This is a genomic window from Pseudomonas sp. NPDC077451 (assembly GCF_044543345.1).
Taxonomy (GTDB): domain Bacteria; phylum Pseudomonadota; class Gammaproteobacteria; order Pseudomonadales; family Pseudomonadaceae; genus Stutzerimonas.
The window spans coordinates 225,142-244,630 of the sequence record NZ_JBITVX010000001.1 but is presented as its reverse complement, the minus strand read 5'-3'; the positions used below and the strand labels follow the sequence as shown (position 1 = coordinate 244,630).

Here is a 19,489-nt window from a genome sequence, read left to right as displayed (position 1 = left end):
TGAAGTCATGCCCCAGATCCTCCTAGCGGCGTTTGATCGTTACGCCGAAGCCGAGCACGTCAAAACTGAGCTGATGAGCAAAGGGATAGCCAACGACGCCATCCAGATTTCAGCCTCCTTCAACCCCGACACTGTGGACAGCAGCCGCGTGGACGTTATAGGCGAAGAGCCAGGCGATGACGCTACGGTTGCCGATAAGCTCGGCAGCTTCTTTCACAAGGTCTTCGGCGATGATTCCAGCCAGCATGCCGGCCGTTATCCGGAAGCCGCCCGGCGCGGCTCGACCATCGTGACCGTCACGCTGGATACCGATGATGAAGTCGCCATGGTCGAAGAGTTGATGGAGCGCAACGGCGCGATCGATATCGACGAGCGCAGCGCCAGCTGGGGTGAAGAGGAAGCAACCCCTGTCACCGCCAGCACCGAAACGCTGACCACCGGCTATCCCGATGCCACCTCACTCAGTGTCGACGAACGCAAACTGGACGGAACGGCCAGCGGTGACCGCGGCGCAGCAGACGGATCAATTCCCGGGCGTGCCGAAAACGACAAGGCCGGGCGACGTGACAACACGGCTGGGCGTGTGCGGATCGTTCCGCGCTGAGATCATTTGCCGACCCGCGCAGGTCAGCCTCCATCTTTCTGAATAGCGGCTGACCTGACGCAACCGACCGCAACCTCCGGTCGCATCACTGCGAGACAAACACCTCGTCGAGCAGACTGTTCATGGCCTGAAATGCCCGCTCGGCCACTTCCGGATTGAACTCGTTGCGCCCAGGCACGTTGGCGTAAGGGTCGGTGAAGGAATGCACGGCGTTGCCATAGATGTTCATCTGCCAATCCGCATCGGTGGCTTTCATCTCGGCGATGAACGCATCGACCTGTTCTTTCGGTACCGCCGGGTCATCCGCACCATGCAACACCAGCACCGGCGCCTTGATCTGTTTGGCGTCGTCCGGGTTCGGCGTATCCAGGTTGCCATGGAACGAGACAAAGGCGTCCAGATCGGAGCCGGACCGGGCCAACTCAAGAACTGCACCGCCGCCAAAGCAGAAACCGATCGCCGCCATCTTGCCGTCAGCCAGCGCCACCTCCTGTTGAGACTTGAAGGCGTCAACCGCAGCCTGGGTACGCTTACGCATCAGTGGCCGATCGCCACGTACCGATGTGGCAGCGGCCTTGGCTTCATCCGGATTGGATGGCCGCACCGCCTTGCCATACAGGTCAGCCATGAACACGACGTACTTATCCCCCGCCGCGCGCGCAGCCTTTTCAGCGGAGCGCTCGGTGACGCCCAACCAGTTGGGCACCATCAGCAAGCCGGGCCGCGGCGTGGTGACCGAATCGTCATAGACGAGCAGCCCCTCATAGGTTTCACCGGCGATCTCATAGGCATGTGGTTTGACCACCACCGCCGCTTCGGCGGCACCGACCATCCCGGCCAGCGCCAGGGCAATACACGTCTTGTTCATGGAGGCGTTCCTGCTCAGTGAGACGACTGTTCAACGGTAGCGGAAAACCCAGACCGTACCGGCTGGCCTTACCCTCAGACCATTTCGGTTTGTGTCGCCACCTTGCGAGCAGAGTCAGAACTGCTTGAGGCGATGCTGCAGTGCTAGCGCATTAGCGGTCGCCGCCCCGCTGGCGGTGTTGTCGAAAATGCACCAGCAGGCTGTGTCCGCTGGTTGCGTAGCACTTCGCTCGGCCAGCCGCTCGGTCAAGCGGTCGAGCCAATCTTCACCATACGAGGAGGAGTAGATGCGCGGCGAGCCATGCAGACGGTAATAACCGAAGCCCTGCCAACCGCCCGGCTCGGCCGCCGCCGGAAAAGGCGCCGGGTCAGCCGCGACCCGTGCAATTCGAGCGTCCTGAAGCACTGGCTCGGCATCGAACCAGCTCGGATGGCGCGGCTCGATCGCCACCAACCCGTCATAACGTGCTCTCAACGAGTCGATGAATGCACGGGCGACGCTCGGCTCGTAAACCAGCGAAGGTGGCAGCTGCACCAGCAGGCAGCCTAGCTTGTCAGCCAAATGGCCGCACTCGTGAAGAAACTGTTCGATCAGTTGATCGCAGCCAGCCAGCCGCCGTTCATGGGTGATCTGCTTGGGTACCTTGACGCTGAAACGAAACCCGACCGGCACGCTTTCCGCCCACTTGGCGTAGGTCGTGGGCCGATGGGCACGGTAAAACGAGCTGTTGATCTCGACAGCGGGTAAACGAGCCGCGTACCGCTGCAGGTGCGTGCCCTCCGCTGGAAACGCCGACCATTGCTCGCGCGGCAAGCTCCAACCGGCGGTGCCGAGCAGAACGGAGGATTTTTCGCTGGCGATACTCACCGGACCGCTCCCGTTACGTTTTGCATCCCTGCCGCCTACTGACTGAACACAGCGGCGCAGGCAGCGGGCAGACGGCGACTTGGGCTGGCCATTGCCTCGGGGCGCGGGGTCGGGAGAATCGCTTTGCAGCCCTCGCCCGGTGGCGGCGGTGGCTGGTCGACACACTCTGTAGAGCCCTCCGGACAGCGCAGACGAACATGCAAATGTTCGTCATGAAACGGCCATGGGCGGATGCGCTGCAGCCAGGAGCGGTCGTCCCATTCACGCTCGCAGAGGTCTCGCTTGACCGCAGCGTCGACGAAGATGCGCGTCACCCGCGAATCCTGAGCGGCAAGGCGGATCAGCTCGGCGTGCTGGGCGGTCCATTGAGCGCTGTCCAGTTCCCCGGTGGTTTCGTCGACCAGGATGGGTTGTTCGAGGCCCTCGCGCTCGCTGCGGGCCAGCGGCGGCAGGTCCAGACGGAACCAGATGTCGACGTCCAGACCGCTCTGGTGGCTAACGTGCCCATAGGACATCGGGCCGCCGCGCGGCTGCGCCATATCGCCGACGAGCATGGGCCCGATGCCAGCCCCATCCAGCCGGCGGCCAAGGTCCTGGATGTAATCAAGCAGCGCGGGATGCCCGTAGTGACGGTTACGCTGCATATCGACGGCCTGGTAGCCCTCACCTTCGGGCGGCAGCCGTACCGCGCCAGCCAGACACGCCGCGCCATGCTTACCGATGATTCGCGGCTCGCCGGGTAGCGGCTCGGTGACGCTGGACCAGTCCCGGTCCGCCGCGTTGGCCGCGGAAACCATCCATCCCGCCAGACCGCAGGCCGCCAGTACCCGCCTGCAAAGGTGACTCGACATGCTGATGTGTTGACTGCTCATAGCGACTTCGGAGTCCTTGTATCGATCTGAATCTTGCATCACCGCTGCTGACGAGAAAGCCATTCCAGCCCAGGCCGGTAAAGCATGTCGTGCTCACCTTCGAACAGCACCAGCTCGGTCGGACCCGACTTCAGGTACAGCAACACATCAGCATCCGCCTCGGCGAACTGCGGGAATTCATCGCTGCCCTTGGCCGATCGTTGACGCAAGGCATCCGGGACCTGGCGAGTCTCCATCAACTGGTCGATCTGCTCCTGAGGAATTCGATCCCCTTCCTTCGCCAGGTCGTTGAAGGCATGAAGCGCCTGCTCAGGCGGGACAGTGGTGTCATTGATGCCGTGAGCGATGAGTACGCGAATATCGCCCGCCACCTTCGGCACATAGCGACTCGGGCTGCGCTTGCGGCATTCATCAAAGGCGCTGGAGCCCTGAGTTGGCTCACCACCACAGGCCTGCTCGATTTCACCGGCGTACTTTTCGCCGCGCGCTTTGTTCCATTGATGCCAGGTCACCAAGTCATAAACCGGCACCCAAGCCGCAACGCCGGCAAACACATCGGGATTACGACTCACCAGGTGCAGTGCATTCATCGCGCCGCCCGAATAGCCGAGCAGGTAGATTCGCGACTCGTCAATTTCAGCATGTTCTCGCGCATATTCGAGCGCGTCCTGCATGTCAGAAATCGCCAGATCGGAGGCGGTCGACTCGGGACGACCATCGTTCTGACCTCGGAAATTCGGGTGAATGAACACCCAGTCGTTCGCAATCGCGAACTGGCCCAGCGGAATGTCGATGTTCTGCAGGTAATCGGTGCTCCAGCTGTGCAGCACCATGAGCAGCGGCTTTTCCTTGTCTGAACCTGAGTCGTAGAACAGCGCCGCCTGCTCACTATCGTCGGCACTGGATGGGATCATGATGTCTTTTATTTCCGGCGTTGCTTCACGCCAGCGCGAGAGTTCGGCTATCGCCAGACCGCCCGGATAATTGGTGACCCGCAGGAGATCGCTGGGGTGCTTCAGATCCTCGGCCTGAACGCTCCCGACGCCAGCACCGGCCAGCATCAACATCCCGAGCATGACCGCACGGATGACCCGCCCAAACAGATCGTTGGCGCGCCATGACGGACCATCGCCCACTGGAACAGCCTGTAGTGAGTAGCTGCTTTCTCCGTTGCGAAGCACCATAGTCGTTGTCTCCCGCGAGTCGGTATCGGGCGTATAGGATTTGCGACTCCGAGCAGCCCCATACGTTCGTCTGCGAGCCGACGCATGGCCGCCTGCCGTGCCGCTCGTATTGCGCGGCCCGATTGTCCAAACTTGCAGGACCCCTGATCAGAGAGGCGTCGATCATGCGCAAGGCCGAAGCCAAACACCGCCACACCCACAAACTCGAAAGACTTCAGCGCTTTTTGGACTGGGCCAGTGAGCGCCATCCCGATTTCGTAACGAAGAAAAATCACCAGGAAAAATGGTTCAGCACCTACCTCGGCCATCAGCCACCCGAAATTGGCCGTGCAGCGCGGTTGTTCTGGCTTGGGCTGGACGAGCCTACGGTCGAGGCGAATCTTGAGGACGCCGACCCGACTCACCTTATCGGCCGACTGCTGAACCGGGACGTGAACGATTTCAGTTGTACCGTCGACATCTTCGGTATTGAGAAATCGCTGGATTGCGGCCCGGTGCAGAACCTGCTGGAACCCGAATTTGCGCTGCGCATCGACGATAGCGAGTCGACCCAGGACTTTGAACGCAACGCCTGCGCTGCGGTGCAGGCCCTGGTCCGGGATCGCCTGCATGTCCTGGAGAAGCCGTTCACCAGCCTCAGCGAAGAACACAAAGCCCAATGCCTGGAGCGCCTGCCCGTGCGGCTGTCACGCCTCGACGATTTTGCGGCGCGCGCCGTCGACATCGTCAACGAGGTCAAGCACGAGCTGCGCTATGTGGTCGAGCTGCGCCACGGCGAGGTCGCCCTGGACATGCAAAGGCGCATTCCGGGCGGCCAGGGCCATGTGCTCAGCGAGCAAGAAGTCGCGCAGCTCAAAGACGAAGACCGTCAGGCCATGAATGCCAAGTTCGAGATGATGATCGAGGAAGCGCAGGACTTCGATCTGCAGCTGCTCGGCGAGAAGCGCCTGACCGAAGTCTTCATGATGGAGCCAAAAAAGCTGCGCCGGACCATCCGTTTTGCCCGCGAGGACAATCGCGAAAAGATGGCATTCGCCGTGTTGCTGGAGAACAACCCGCGCTTCGTCCATTACCACAAGCTCTACGCCGCGCGGCGCATCACTCGCACCTGGACCGCCCTGCTCGGCCCGACCAACAGCGGCAAGACTTACCAGGCGATCCAGGCCATGACCGGCGTGACACACGCCATCTACCTGTCGCCGCTGCGCCTGATGGCTCTGGAAAACCAGGAACGCATCGAATCCATGGGCGTGCCCTGCTCGTTGGTCACCGGCGAAGAGGAAATCATCCGCGAAGGTGCGACCCACTATTGCTGCACCGTCGAGGAATTCGCCCGCTTCCGTCACGAGTCCTGGGACGTGGTGGTGATCGACGAAGTGCAGATGATGGCCGACTCGCAACGCGGCTGGGCCTGGGTCGATGCGCTGGTCAGCGCCTACACCCAGGACCTGATCATGACTGGCCCGGAGCTGATCCAGCCGTCGCTGAAAACCCTCTGTGACCTCTGCGAAGACCAACTGGTAGTCAAACGCACCAAACGACTTTCACCTGTGGACGTGGCGCGCCGCTCGACCAACCTCAAGCAGCTCGACGCCGGCTCGATGCTGGTCGCCTTCAGCCGCAAGACAGTGCTGGAGCTCAAGGCGATGCTGGAGATGACCGGCAAGAGCGTCTCGGTGGTCTACGGTGCGCTGTCACCGGAAGTTCGCCGCGAGCAGGCACGTCGCTTCCGCGAAGGCGAAGCAGACCTCATGGTCGCCACGGATGCTGTGGGCATGGGCCTCAACCTGCCGGCGCACACGCTGTGCTTCTACACCGACGAAAAGTACGACGGCATCCAGAATCGCCAGCTGAAGGTGCAGGAGGTCAAGCAGATCGGCGGCCGCGCCGGGCGCTTCGGGCATCATGACAGCGGCCTCATCACCGCGCTGGACGGGCAGACGCTGCAGTCGATCAAGCGCCTGTTCCACAGCGCGGATCTGCCGGTGGACCTGACGCAATTTCAGGTCCGACCCTCCATTGAGCACCTGCAAGCCATCTCCGAACTGATGAACGAGCCAAGCCTGCTGCGCGCCTGGCTGACGTTCAACCGCAACATCAACTACGGCGACGAATTCATATCGATCCTGCCCGACGAGCTGGCGGAATGGATCAAGCTGATCGACGACCCGACCATCGACCTGCCGTTGCGCTGGATATTTGCCTGCACACCAATACGCGGAGGTCTCGACAGCCCGGCCGCCGTTTTCGCCCAGCAGTGGTTGAAAAAGGTCGCGCAGGACAAAGAGATCCCATTGCCGCGGCTGATCATCGATGCCGACTTGGCCACGTTGGAAAGCTCGCTGCACGTCATCGAAACCTACCTGCATCTGGCGCGCACGCTGCCGGCACACTTTCCGGCGCTGGAGCAGGCCGAAGAGCACCGCAGCCTGCTCAACGGTGCGATCACCCGTGAGCTGTCACGCCAGCGCAAGCCACGCAGCTCGGACCGACGTCGCGGATCCGGCGACAACCGCAATTGCAAGGGCTGTGGCAAGGCCATGCCGATGGCAGCACGCAAGTTTCGGCTGTGCCAGAGCTGTTTTCGTGAGCAGCGCTAGGACAGTTCGGGCGCTTGGCGGAACCGCCGCTCAGGCGTCCACCACTACGTCACTCAGGTACCGCTGCTAGCCCATGGCGGGCAGCGAGGCTGGCAAGCTGCGGCCTCGGCCCTTAGGATGCGGCAGGTCTATAGCGTGACCGGGGCCATTCAGAGCCTCGTTACGATGGCCATTACCGAAAGCCATGGAGTCAGGGCCGATGTCGATCATTATTCAGTTGCGCAGGCAACTGGCGGCGGTTACCAGCCGATTTGGCTGGGCCGCACTGTTATTCGCGCTTTTAGTGCATGCCGGCGTGTCCTACCTCGGTTTGCGTCTGTTCGCCGAAGCGCCGCTCACCGAGCTGAAGACCTTCGTCTACTTCTATCTGACCACCGCACTGACCGTCGGCTACGGTGACTTCTCACCGCAGACCGCTGGCGGTCGCATCTTTGTTTCCACCTGGCTGATGGTCGGCGGCATCGCGCTGCTGACCGCCGTCATCGGCAAAACCACCAATTCCGTAATCGCAGTCTGGAGGAAGGGCATGAAAGGCAAAGGAACGTTCGCCACCTGCACGGGCCATACCGTTGTGATCGGCTGGGAAGGCGAAATCAGCGAGCGTGTTGTCGAGCTGCTGCATGAAGACGAAACCTCCAATGACCACCTGATCGTCATCTGCGACACGGCGCTCGAAGAAAACCCGATGCCAGGCAAGACCGAGTTCATCCATGGCGAGAGCCTGTCGTCCCTGGCGTTGCTGCAGCGCGCCGGGGTGAAAGGGGCCGAACGCACACTGGTGCGCACCGGCTCGGACGACCTGACGCTCGCGGTCGTGCTGACCATCAACCAGCTCAATCCGGTCGGCCATGTGGTTGCCCATTTCAGCAGCAGCGAGACCGCCCGACTGGCGCGCAGCTATGCGCCCAAACTGGAATGCACCTCCAGCATGGCCATCGAGATGCTGGTGCGCTCATCGCAGGACCCGGGCTCCTCGGTGATCATCAATGAGCTGCTGAGCGTCGGCCAGGGCGCGACCCAATACCGCCTGCTACTGCCCGAGAGTTACGAAAGCACGGTTGGCGCGCTGTACAAGCAATTGAAAGACCGGCACAACGCGACGCTGATCGGCTACCGCGCCAAGGACCAGACCCAGCCGACCATCAATCCGTCCAACGACACCCCGGTACGCGGCGGCGAGCTGTTCTATATCGCCAACACACGCCTCGCCGGCCTGGGTGACGCCAGCTGAGCATGACGCTGCGCCGAGCGGACATGCGTTTGTAGGGCCGAACGTGTTCGGCCCTACAAACGCCGATGAGCCCAATGAAGCCCCGCGGGCGTTGACGCACCTGGCCTGCCATCGACGACACCCAGCTCTCGCCCCCTTCATCTAGGGAATCAACCCCGCCATCCCGGCTCTGATTAGGACAGTCTGAGCAATCGGGAGGCACCATGAGCGACCCACACGATCTGCAGCGATTCGTCGACGCCCAGCAATCGATCTACGACCGCGCGCTGGCGGAACTCAATGCCGGCCACAAACAAAGCCACTGGATGTGGTTCATCTTTCCGCAGATAGCAGGCCTCGGCCACAGCGACATGGCGCGACGCTACGCCATCAAGGATGCGGACGAGGCGGCGGCCTATCTAGAGCACCCTCTGCTCGGGCCTCGCCTGGAGCAATGCGCGCAAGCACTGCTCGCCCATGCCGAGCGTCCGGCACGGCAGATTCTGGGTTCGCCCGACGACATGAAGCTGCGCTCGAGCATGACGCTGTTCGCTGCCGTTGCGCCTGAACGGCCGACGTTTCAGGCGGTGCTGGATGCATTTTTCGCGGCCGATCCCGACCCGGCGACGCTATCACGCCTGGATCGTTAAGCGGCTCGGGCACAGACCTCTGATAGGCGGACCGAGGCCGGTACGATAGGCTTCTCGCTTTATGGCAGGTCCGCCGCCCCTCACACAGGTGCACAGATGAATCTCTCGCTGTTCAGCCGTTACGCTTTTTTCGTCCTGTGCGCTGCCACTGCCGTGCTGTGCCTCCCTTTCCTGAGCCACCCTTGGGTGTGGCCGTTGTTCGTCGTCACGGCGCTGCTGACCTTTACCGGCATTCGTGATCTTCGCCAGTGCGAACATGCGGTTCGGCGCAATTACCCGATCCTCGGCAACATCCGATACCTGGTCGAAGGCATCCGCCCGGAGATTCGTCAGTACCTGCTTGAAAGCGATCAGGAGCGCGTACCGTTTTCCCGCGCACAACGCTCGCTCGTCTATGCACGGGCGAAAAACGAGGTGGATGACAAACCCTTTGGCACCCTTATCGACGTATACGAACCGGGATACGAATGCATCGGCCATTCGATCCGCACCGCAGCGGTCAGCGATCCCGAAACCTTCCGCGTATCGATCGGCGGGCCGCAGTGTGAGCAGCCCTACTCCGCTTCGGTGTTCAACATTTCAGCGATGAGCTTCGGCTCGCTCAGTGGCAATGCGATCCAGGCGTTGAACCGAGGCGCCAAGCTCGGTGGCTTCTACCACGACACAGGCGAAGGCAGCATCAGCAGCTACCATCGCCAGCACGGCGGGGATCTGGTCTGGGAACTGGGCAGCGGCTATTTCGGTTGTCGAACCGAAAGCGGTGCATTCGATCCAGATCGCTTCGCCGTTCAGGCACGGGATCCGCAGGTCAAGATGATCGAGATAAAGCTAAGCCAAGGCGCCAAACCAGGGCACGGCGGCATCTTGCCGGGGCGCAAGGTCAACGCGGAAATCGCGTCCACCCGCGGCGTGCCGGAGGGCGTGGACTGCATTTCCCCCGCGAGCCATAGCGCCTTCAGCACACCCTTGGAGTTGATGAATTTTATCGCCAGCCTGCGCGAGCTGTCCGGCGGCAAGCCGGTCGGTTTCAAGCTGTGCATCGGCCATCCGTGGGAGTTCGTCGGCATCGTCAAGGCGATGCTGGAGAGCGGTATCTATCCGGATTTCATCGTGGTCGACGGCAAGGAAGGCGGCACGGGCGCGGCGCCCGTCGAGTTCACCAACCACATCGGCATGCCACTGCGCGAAAGCCTGCTGTTCGTGCATAACGTGCTGGTCGGCTGCAATCTGCGCGAGCACATTCGCATCGGTGCCAGCGGCAAGATCGTCAGCGCCTTCGACATCGCCAGTGTCCTGGCCATGGGCGCCGACTGGGTGAACTCGGCTCGTGGGTTCATGTTCGCGATCGGCTGCATTCAGTCGCAGCATTGCCACACCAATCGCTGCCCCACCGGCGTTGCCACCCAGGACCCGCTGCGCCAACGCGCTCTGGTGGTTCCGGACAAGGCCAATCGAGTGTTCAGCTTTCACCGCAACACCGTGCACGCGCTGGCCGAACTGCTTGCAGCTGCCGGCTTGTCACATCCTGCCGAACTGGGCCCGCATCACTTGATCCGGCGCGTCAGCTCAACGGAAATCAAACTGTTCTCGCAGCTCTACTATTTCGTCCAGCCCGGTGCGCTGTTGAGGCCAAAGATCGACAGCGAGTTCTTCGCCAGGATCTGGAGCATGGCCCAGGCAGACAGCTTCGAAGCTATGCCGCAGAAAACTGAGCGTGGGGCCGCGCAGGTCGAGGAACCACTGATCAGTTAACCCCTCCAACCAGCGGATCGCAGCCAGCCTCCGAGGTCGTTGCGATCCGACTGCGTCAATGGCCGTGCTTTTGTCGGCCTGCAAGTTCCAGCGGCTGCCACATCAAAACCTGGCTGATAGCCGCTCAGGCCATTATTTGCGCGCCGGAAATTTGCCACTCTCGACAGACACCACGCTATTTCGTCAGCTTTCCGTTGAAATGTTCAGCTTTTTACTTTGACAGCCCGTACTTTTGACTTTAAGTTTTCACTTCCGAACATTTCCGAACCCTCGCAGTATTCGGATCATAAAAACAACAGTCCCACAAAGAGGTTCTGCGCATGAGTAACCCGTCCACCCCTACGCTTCGGGGGCAATGCATCGCCGAGTTTCTCGGCACCGCCCTGTTGATCTTCTTCGGTACCGGCTGCGTGGCGGCACTCAAGCTCGGCGGCGCAGATCTAGGTCTTTGGGAAATAAGCGTTATATGGGGTATCGGCGTCAGCATGGGCGTCTACCTCGCGGCCGGTGTATCCGGTGCTCACCTGAACCCTGCGGTATCCATTGCGCTCTGGCTGTTCGGCACTTTCGAGCGTAACAAGGTGCCGGCCTATATCCTCGCCCAGACCGCCGGCGCCTTCTGTGCAGCTGCGTTGGTTTATGGACTTTACAGCAGCCTGTTTTTCGATTTCGAACAGGCCCAGCAGATGACTCGCGGCAGTGTTGCCAGCCTCGAGCTCGCATCGGTGTTCTCCACCTACCCGCACCCGTCGCTTTCGATCGGCCAGGCGTTTCTGGTGGAAGTGGTGATTACCGCTATCCTGCTGGGGATGATCATGGCCCTGACCGATGACGGTAACGGTCTGCCACGCGGCCCGCTGGCGCCCTTGTTGATCGGCCTGCTGATTGCGGTGATCGGCGGCGCAATGGGGCCGCTGACCGGGTTCGCGATGAACCCGGCACGCGACTTCGGTCCCAAGCTGATGACCTTTTTCGCAGGGTGGGGACAGGTCGCATTCACCGGCGGCCGGGATATCCCCTACTTCCTGATCCCGCTGATCGCCCCGGTCATTGGCGCCTGCCTCGGGGCCGCTGGTTACAAGGCACTGATCTGCAAGCATCTACCGGGCGTTGGCGGTGCTTGCGCTGTTCCGGAACCGGAACCAAAACCAGAGGCCGACCGCTACTCCAAACACGATGTCACTGCCCAAGAAGCTCGTTAAGGAATCGACACCATGAGCAACCAGAACAACAAGCAATTCATCGTCGCCCTCGACCAGGGGACCACCAGCTCGCGGGCCATCGTGCTCGACCGCAACGCCAACGTGATCACCATCGCTCAGCGCGAGTTCGCACAGATCTACCCGCAACCAAGCTGGGTCGAGCATGACCCCATGGAAATCTGGGCCACTCAGAGCGGCGTGTTCGTCGAGGCGCTGGCACAGGCCGGCATCACCAATGAGCAGGTTGCTGCCATTGGCATTACCAACCAGCGCGAAACCACCATTGTCTGGGACAAGAACACCGGCCGGCCGATCTACAACGCCATTGTCTGGCAGAGCCGCCAGAGCACCCCGATCTGCGATCAGCTCAAACGCGACGGTATGCAAGACCATATCCGCAAGACCACCGGCCTGGTCATCGACCCCTACTTCTCCGGCACCAAGATCAAGTGGATCCTCGATCACGTCGAGGGCAGCCGTGAGCGCGCGCGCCGCGGCGAGCTGCTGTTCGGCACCGTTGATTGCTGGCTGATCTGGAAAATGACCCAGGGCAAGGCCCACGTCACCGACTACACTAACGCCTCGCGCACCATGCTGTTCGACATCCACAAGCTGGACTGGGACCCGGTGATGCTGGAGACGCTGGATATTCCGCGCGAAATGCTGCCGGAGGTGCGCTCCTCCTCAGAAGTCTACGGCCACGCCTATCTCGGCTCCGGCCAGAGCACCGGCATTCCCATCGCCGGGATTGCGGGCGATCAGCAGGCCGCGCTGTTCGGCCAGATGTGCGTCGAGCCCGGCCAGGCGAAAAACACCTACGGCACCGGCTGCTTCCTGCTGATGAACACCGGCACCAAGGCCGTGCAGTCCGAACATGGCCTGCTCACCACCATCGCCTGCGGTCCTAAGGGCGAGGTCAACTACGCCCTTGAAGGCGCCATCTTCAACGGCGGCTCCACAGTGCAGTGGCTGCGCGACGAACTGAAGGTGATCAACGATTCGCTGGATTCCGAGTACTTCGCCACCAAGGTGCAAGACAGCAACGGCGTTTATCTGGTGCCGGCCTTCACTGGCCTTGGCGCCCCCTACTGGGACCCGCGTGCCCGCGGCGCTTTGTTCGGTCTGACGCGGGGTGTAAAGGTCGACCACATCATTCGCGCCGCGCTGGAATCCATCGCCTACCAGACCCGCGACGTGCTCGACGCCATGCAGCAGGACGCCGGCGAGCGACTGCGTTCGCTGCGCGTGGACGGTGGCGCGGTGGCCAACAACTTCCTCATGCAATTCCAGGCCGACCTGCTCGGCACCCAAGTCGAACGCCCGGAAATGAAGGAAACCACCGCTCTCGGTGCTGCCTACCTGGCCGGCCTGGCGACCGGTTTCTGGAGCAGCCTGGACGAATTGCGCAGCAAGGCCACCATCGAGCGCGTGTTCGAACCGGCCTGCGACGATGAGAAGCGCGAAGCACTCTATAAAGGCTGGAAGAAGGCGGTTGGCCGCACACGCGACTGGGAAGAGGAATAAGCCTCGACGTCCAAACGCACCACACCTCGCGCCCGGCCCGGGTCTTAACCGCGCCGGGCGCGCTTATTCGCAAACGAACAATTCTTTAATCAAACCCCAGACTGCGGCATCCTTCACGGCATATCGATAAGAAGGAAGCCTCCATGAGTCTGGCCCCACGACAGCAAAGCATTCTCGAACTGGTCCGCGAACGCGGCTACGTCAGCATCGAAGAGCTGGCGCAGCAGTTTGCAGTCACGCCCCAGACCATCCGCCGTGATATCAACCAGCTAGGCGAAGCCGGCCTGCTTCGCCGCTACCATGGCGGTGCCGCCCACGATTCCAGCGTACAGAACACCGCCTATACCCAACGCGCCCGGCAGATGCGCGACGAGAAGCGCCGCATCGCCGACGCCATGGCTGCACACATTCCCGATCAGGCGTCGCTGTTCATCAACATCGGCACCACCACCGAAGCCATCGCCCACGCCCTGCTCAACCATCGCGATCTCAAAGTCATCACCAACAACCTGCACGTGGCGAGCATCCTCAGCCCCAAGGAAGATTTCGACGTGTTGATTGCAGGCGGCAACGTGCGCAGCGATGGCGGTGTGGTCGGCCAAGCCACAGCGGATTTCATCGGTCAGTTCAAGGTCGACTTCGCACTGATCGGCATCAGCGGGATCGACGAGGACGGCACCCTGCTGGACTTCGATTACCAGGAAGTGCGCGTCTCGCAGGCCATCATCAACAACGCCCGCCAGGTCTTCCTCGCCGCCGACTCGAGCAAATTCGGCCGCAACGCCATGACCCGCCTTGGCTCGCTTGAACAGATCGACATGTTGTTTACCGAGGCCCAGCCACCCGAGGCCTTTCTCGAGTTGCTCAGCCGGCACAAGGTCAAACTGGAAGTGACTGGCTGAAGCATTCGTGTCGGTTGTCGTCAGCCCGCGGCAAGACCAACACCGACTCGCCCTCAGCTGCACCATGCGCCTGATGGCGCACCTCGCGCCGACTCTTGATTTGACGGTGGCTAATACCTGACCTTGCAGTGGCGGCACCGGTGGGCTGAAGCCCACCCTACTCGGCCGCAGCCTACCCTCTTAACTGCCGATACGTTCGTGTCGGTGTTCGTCAGCCCGCGGCAAGGCCAACACCGTCCCGCCCTCCGCTGCACCATGTGCCTGATGGCGCACCTCGCGCCGCCTCCTGATTTGACGGTGGCTAATACCTGACATTGCAGTTGCGGCACCGGTGGGCTGAAGCCCACCCTACTCGGCCGCAGCCTACCCTCTAACCGCCGATACGTTCGTGCCGGTGATCGTCGGCCCGCCGCAGCAGCAGGGTGGGCTTCAGCCCACCAATAGCATTGCCATAACCTCTCACGCCCACATTGACGGCGCGCATTCGCTGACCGGCATTATCTCAATGCCCGGCTAAGCACCAATTATCTGTTCGCATAGGTTCGATTATTTTCTTTTGATATAAAAAATGAACATCAGCTCTAGAGAGCCATTCATATGTGCGCTAGGATGTTCACATTCGAAAATTAATGTTCGTTCTTGAGGAGAATCCCGTGACTGAGACCGTCTCCGAGCTGTACGACATCGCTGTGATTGGCGGTGGCATCAATGGTGTAGGCATCGCTGCTGATGCAGCCGGACGCGGCCTGTCGGTGTTTCTGTGCGAGCGTGATGACCTGGCCAGCCACACGTCGTCGGCCAGCAGCAAACTGATCCATGGCGGCCTTCGCTATCTGGAGCACTACGAATTCCGCCTCGTGCGCGAAGCCCTGGCCGAGCGTGAAGTGCTCCTGGCGAAAGCGCCGCATATCGTTAAACCCATGCGTTTCGTCCTGCCGCATCGCCCGCACCTGCGCCCCGCCTGGATGATTCGCGCCGGGCTGTTTCTATACGACAACCTTGGCAAGCGCGAGAAGCTGCCTGCTTCGCGCGGCCTGCGCTTTGGTAGTGAAAGCCCGCTCAAGCCCGCCATCAAGCGCGGCTTCGAATATTCCGACTGCTGGGTCGACGATGCGCGACTGGTCGTGCTTAACGCCATGGCCGCGCGGGAAAAAGGCGCGCACATCCACACCCGTACCCAATGCCTGAGCGCCAAGCGCGCCGGCGGCATCTGGCATGTCGAACTGCAGCGTCAGGATGGCAGCCGTTTCTCCCTACGCGCCAAGGCGCTGGTCAACGCGGCTGGGCCCTGGGTGGCGCAGTTCATAGGTGAGAACCTGCAGCAGCGCTCGCCTTACGGCATCCGCCTGATTCAGGGCAGCCACATCATCGTGCCGAAACTGTACGAAGGTGAGCAGGCCTACATCATGCAGAACGAGGATCGGCGCATCGTCTTCGCCATCCCCTATCTCGACCGCTACACCATGATCGGGACCACCGACCGCGAATATCGCGGCGACCCGGCTACGGTCAGCATCAGTGAAGAAGAGATCGCCTATGTTCTGGGCGTCGCCAATAGCAATTTCCGCAAACAGCTGACAGCGGATGACATCGTTCATACGTTTGCCGGTGTTCGGCCGTTGTGTGACGACGAGTCAGATAACCCATCGGCGGTGACGCGCGATTACACCTTGTCTCTGGCTGCCGAAGAGAAGCAGGCGCCCTTGCTCTCAGTGTTCGGCGGCAAGCTGACCACCTACCGCAAACTCGCCGAATCGGCGATGGCTCAGCTCAAGCCATTTTTCCCGAAAATGGGCCCAAGTTGGACCGCCAAGGATACGTTGCCTGGTGGGGAAGGCATGACCACCGCCGAGGCGCTTGCTGCTGAGTTGATGGCCGAGGTGAAAGGCATCGATCAACCGCTGGCCAAACGCTGGGCGACCCTATACGGCAATCGCGTTTGGCGCATGCTCGGCGATGCCCGCTCGATCGATGCACTGGGTGAAGACCTCGGCCAGCGCCTGTATGCCCTGGAAGTCGACTACCTTCGTCGTGAAGAATGGGCGACGCAGCTCGACGATATCCTCTGGCGCCGGACCAAGCTCGGTCTGGCGTTCGATGACGCTGACAAGTCGCGCCTGGAACGGTATCTGGTCGAGCGCCCCACAGCCGAAGCCACACGCAGCAGCAACGCTGCCTGAGTGTGACTCACGAGCGCTAGCGAACGGAGCCTGTTAGCGGCAGGCTCCTGCCCCCCTTTCCATTCAGCAACGCACCGCCTACGGCCTGCAATCCGCACGAAATGACGCTGCGCGGGCTCAGATAGCATTGCTATCGCTGCGCGCACTGACCGTTAGTCTCCCTCTGCCGTTGCGGTCATCAAGTAGTCACAGCCGAGGCACACCGTCGAGCCACTGACACGCTCACGGGAGTTGCCTGATGACGATGAACGCCGGTGCCCTGGCGGCAAAATCCTCCACTCCGATTACGCGCCAATGGCTGTCCTGGCTGCTGGTGGTCACGCTGATCTATCTACTGCTGGCTGCGGTCGGCGCGATTGGCGACGGCTTCAAAGCCGCAGTGGGCGACAACGCAAAAGAACTGTTCGCTTTCGCCACCAACCCCTTTGTCGGGCTGATGATCGGCCTGGCTGCCACGGCGCTGATCCAGAGTTCCAGCACGGTGACCTCGATCATCGTGGGCATGGTCGCCGGTGGCCTGCCGATCCCTATCGCGATTCCGTTGATCATGGGCGCAAACATCGGCACATCGCTGACCAGCACCATTGTCAGCCTCGGCCATATCCGCAGTGGAGAAGAGTTTCACCGAGCCTTCGCTGCGGCCACAGTGCATGACGCCTTCAACATCACAGCGGTGACCATCCTGCTGCCGCTGGAGTTGCTCTTTCATCCACTGGAGCGCATGTCACAGGCGCTTGCGGGCCTGCTGGTGCATGACAGTGCCGGCGTCGACATGAAGAGCATGAACTTCATGAAGACCATACTGACCCCTGCCAGCGAGCTGCTCGAAGCCAGCGTGTCCTGGCTGCCGAGCAAGGTGTGGGCCGGCGTCGGGCTGATCATCATCGGGATCGGGCTGATCCTCTTCGTGGTCCAGGCGATTGGCAAGGTGCTGCGCAAGGTGATGGTGGGTCGCGCCAAAGACATCATGCATGCAAGCGTCGGACGCGGACCGGTGTCCGGCATTGCCTCTGGAACGGTCATCACCATACTGGTGCAATCGTCATCCACCACAACAGCACTGATTGTGCCGCTGGCCGGCACGGGCGTGTTCACGCTCAGGCAGGTCTATCCATTCACCCTGGGTACAAACATTGGAACCTGCGTCACCGCCCTGCTGGCCGCCACGGCAATCGCCGGCCCCACGGCAGAACTGGCGATGCAGATCGCGCTGGTGCATCTAATGTTCAACCTTCTGGGGATCTCCATCATCTACGTACTGCCGTTCCTGCGCGGCGTGCCTCCGGCGATTGCCAACTTCCTCGCGGACCTGGCTCAGCGCAACAAGCTGTATGTCGGGGCCTATATCGGCGGCGTGTTCTTCGGCCTTCCGTTGCTGCTTATTGGCGGCAGCCAACTCTGACCCTGCCTGGAGCCAATCATGCAAAGCGAACGCCGCATCCAGACCGAGAACCGCATCCGCGAACTCCGTGAATCGCTGAACGAACTCGAGGCCCAGCTAGAACGCATCGACGGACAGGAACAGCAAGCGCAACACCGTGAAATCGACCATCTTGATGACTACATCAATGCCGTGGACACGCGCTTCAACAGCCTCCAGCTGTTCTGGACCACGCTCAAGGCTGACTGGCTAAAACCGAAATCCTGAGCCAGTAGAAGGAACTCTCCATGCACATCGCCAAATCCAGCGCTTTAATGCTGATCAGCCTATTGCTTGCCCTGCACACCACGCTCGCATCAGCCGAGGGAGCAACGGAGGCAGCGGCATCCGAAGGGCTGCTCATCGACGGATCGAGCACGGTTTACCCGCTAACCCGTGAAGCGATAAAACGGTTTCAGCGTGCCCGCCCCGGTCATCCGATCAACGTTGAGTTTTCCGGGACCACCGCGGGTTTTCGTCGATTCTGCACCGGCGAAACGGATATCAATGATGCGTCGCGCGAAATGAACGCCGAAGAACAGGCAGAGTGCGCCAAGAATGACGTCCGCTACCGCAAGATCCCCCTGGCCATGGACTCCATTGCGGTAGTGGCACATCCCAGCAACCACTGGGCGAAAGACATTACGGTAGATGAACTCAAGGCCCTATGGGCACCGGATGCAGAAGGTCGGGTCATGCGCTGGAACCAGATCCGCCCCGAATGGCCGGACCGTCCCGTGAAACTGTTCGGACGGGGCCAGGATTCGGGCACCTACGATGTCTTTACCCGCGAGATCGTCGGCGCGACGCACCGCAGCCGTCAGGACTACACCGCCAGCGAAAACGAGGAACAACTGGCCGCCGGGATTGCGGCCGAGCCCGATGCGCTCGGTTTCTTTGGCATCGGTGCGTACCATCGGCATTGGGACGAACTGAAGTTGCTCGCCGTGGACAACGGCAACGGACCGGTTTACCCGACGCTCGCCACGGTCAGCGAAGGACGCTATCAGCCACTGACGCGCCCGCTGTTTGTATACCTGAACGAAGAGAGCCTGCAGCGCAAACCGATCACCCGCGCATTCGTCGAACACTATCTGCAGGGGTTGCCCGGCTGGATTCACTTCACCGGCTACATGCCACTCAGTGCCGAGCAATACGAACGCAGCCTGGCGATCCTGCAGAACTCACCGGAGCAGCCCTCGCCCGAGCCGAACTGAGCCGATGCTTGAATCGCTGAGCAAATCCGGTAGGCTCGCACCTTTCCCACTGGAGTAGACCCACATGGCACGAGCCACCGCCCGCCACATCCTTGTTCCTACCGAAGAAAAGTGCAACGAGCTGAAGGCTGCCATCGAAGGCGGTGCCGATTTCGCTCAGGTTGCCAAGGACAATTCCACCTGCCCGTCCAGCCGTCAGGGCGGCGACCTGGGCTCGTTCGGCCCCGGTCAGATGGTCAAGGAATTCGACACCGTGGTTTTCAGCGCCCCGCTCAATGAAGTCCAGGGCCCAGTGAAAACCCAGTTCGGTTATCACCTGCTGGAAGTGACCAGCCGCCAGGACTGATCCCTCGGCCCCCGCACCTCAAATGCGGGGGCGCCGCTCTTTGCTGTCGATGTAAAGAAGCGCCCTCCTCCAAGCAGCACCTCCCCCACCT

General features: G+C 61.4%; 17 protein-coding genes. 13 read left to right on the top strand and 4 right to left on the bottom strand.

Features of this window, described 5'->3' with window-relative positions; genetic code table 11:
- Positions 1-7 precede the first annotated feature (7 nt).
- Positions 8-604, top strand: a complete 597-nt coding sequence (locus ACIGHL_RS01140; RefSeq protein ID WP_128119014.1) for a hypothetical protein — start codon at positions 8-10, stop codon at positions 602-604.
- An 85-nt stretch (positions 605-689) separates the two neighbouring features.
- Here the strand turns inward: ACIGHL_RS01140 and ACIGHL_RS01135 are convergent, their stop codons facing one another.
- From ACIGHL_RS01135 to ACIGHL_RS01120, 4 genes are all read right to left on the bottom strand, one after another.
- The gene (locus ACIGHL_RS01135; protein WP_128119013.1) at positions 690-1,472 is read right to left on the bottom strand and encodes a dienelactone hydrolase family protein; all 783 of its coding nucleotides are present in this window, start codon (positions 1,470-1,472) and stop codon (positions 690-692) included.
- Positions 1,473-1,586: 114 nt separating this feature from the next.
- The gene (locus ACIGHL_RS01130; RefSeq protein ID WP_241508976.1) at positions 1,587-2,339 is read right to left on the bottom strand and encodes a DUF72 domain-containing protein; all 753 of its coding nucleotides are present in this window, start codon (positions 2,337-2,339) and stop codon (positions 1,587-1,589) included.
- A gap of 35 nt (positions 2,340-2,374) precedes the next feature.
- Entirely contained in the window at positions 2,375-3,211 is an 837-nt protein-coding gene (mepA, locus tag ACIGHL_RS01125) for a penicillin-insensitive murein endopeptidase (RefSeq protein ID WP_128119012.1), read from the bottom strand.
- Between the two features lie 38 nt (positions 3,212-3,249).
- Positions 3,250-4,395 carry an alpha/beta hydrolase family protein gene (locus ACIGHL_RS01120; protein WP_128119011.1) on the bottom strand — a complete coding sequence of 382 codons (1,146 nt, stop codon included), beginning with the start codon at positions 4,393-4,395 and terminating at the stop codon, positions 3,250-3,252.
- A 164-nt stretch (positions 4,396-4,559) separates the two neighbouring features.
- Between ACIGHL_RS01120 and ACIGHL_RS01115 the strand changes: the two genes are divergently transcribed.
- The 12 genes from ACIGHL_RS01115 (at position 4,560) to ACIGHL_RS01060 (ending at position 19,398) form a co-directional block, all read left to right on the top strand.
- Positions 4,560-6,995, top strand: coding sequence for a helicase-related protein (locus tag ACIGHL_RS01115; RefSeq protein ID WP_216706758.1), 2,436 nt, complete (start codon positions 4,560-4,562; stop codon positions 6,993-6,995).
- Between the two features lie 199 nt (positions 6,996-7,194).
- The gene (locus tag ACIGHL_RS01110; RefSeq protein WP_128119010.1) at positions 7,195-8,226 is read left to right on the top strand and encodes an ion channel; all 1,032 of its coding nucleotides are present in this window, start codon (positions 7,195-7,197) and stop codon (positions 8,224-8,226) included.
- 203 nt (positions 8,227-8,429) lie between these two features.
- Complete coding sequence (locus tag ACIGHL_RS01105) at positions 8,430-8,855, top strand: DUF1810 domain-containing protein (protein ID WP_128119009.1); 426 nt, start codon at positions 8,430-8,432, stop codon at positions 8,853-8,855.
- Between the two features lie 96 nt (positions 8,856-8,951).
- On the top strand, positions 8,952-10,607 hold the full coding sequence (locus ACIGHL_RS01100; RefSeq protein WP_216706757.1) for an FMN-binding glutamate synthase family protein: 1,656 nt from the start codon (positions 8,952-8,954) through the stop codon (positions 10,605-10,607).
- 320 nt (positions 10,608-10,927) lie between these two features.
- Entirely contained in the window at positions 10,928-11,809 is an 882-nt protein-coding gene (locus tag ACIGHL_RS01095) for an MIP/aquaporin family protein (protein WP_216706756.1), read from the top strand.
- A 12-nt stretch (positions 11,810-11,821) separates the two neighbouring features.
- On the top strand, positions 11,822-13,333 hold the full coding sequence (glpK, locus tag ACIGHL_RS01090; protein ID WP_046164380.1) for a glycerol kinase GlpK: 1,512 nt from the start codon (positions 11,822-11,824) through the stop codon (positions 13,331-13,333).
- A gap of 143 nt (positions 13,334-13,476) precedes the next feature.
- Positions 13,477-14,235 carry a DeoR/GlpR family transcriptional regulator gene (locus ACIGHL_RS01085; RefSeq protein WP_046164381.1) on the top strand — a complete coding sequence of 253 codons (759 nt, stop codon included), beginning with the start codon at positions 13,477-13,479 and terminating at the stop codon, positions 14,233-14,235.
- A gap of 629 nt (positions 14,236-14,864) precedes the next feature.
- The gene (glpD, locus tag ACIGHL_RS01080) at positions 14,865-16,415 is read left to right on the top strand and encodes a glycerol-3-phosphate dehydrogenase (RefSeq protein WP_216706755.1); all 1,551 of its coding nucleotides are present in this window, start codon (positions 14,865-14,867) and stop codon (positions 16,413-16,415) included.
- A gap of 238 nt (positions 16,416-16,653) precedes the next feature.
- Positions 16,654-17,817 carry a Na/Pi symporter gene (locus tag ACIGHL_RS01075; protein ID WP_216706754.1) on the top strand — a complete coding sequence of 388 codons (1,164 nt, stop codon included), beginning with the start codon at positions 16,654-16,656 and terminating at the stop codon, positions 17,815-17,817.
- A gap of 18 nt (positions 17,818-17,835) precedes the next feature.
- Positions 17,836-18,063 carry a hypothetical protein gene (locus tag ACIGHL_RS01070; protein ID WP_045425446.1) on the top strand — a complete coding sequence of 76 codons (228 nt, stop codon included), beginning with the start codon at positions 17,836-17,838 and terminating at the stop codon, positions 18,061-18,063.
- 20 nt (positions 18,064-18,083) lie between these two features.
- A complete protein-coding gene (locus tag ACIGHL_RS01065) occupies positions 18,084-19,052 on the top strand; it encodes a PstS family phosphate ABC transporter substrate-binding protein (RefSeq protein ID WP_216706753.1) in 969 nt (322 codons plus the stop codon).
- Positions 19,053-19,116: 64 nt separating this feature from the next.
- Complete coding sequence (locus ACIGHL_RS01060) at positions 19,117-19,398, top strand: peptidylprolyl isomerase (protein ID WP_003282311.1); 282 nt, start codon at positions 19,117-19,119, stop codon at positions 19,396-19,398.
- Positions 19,399-19,489 lie beyond the last annotated feature (91 nt).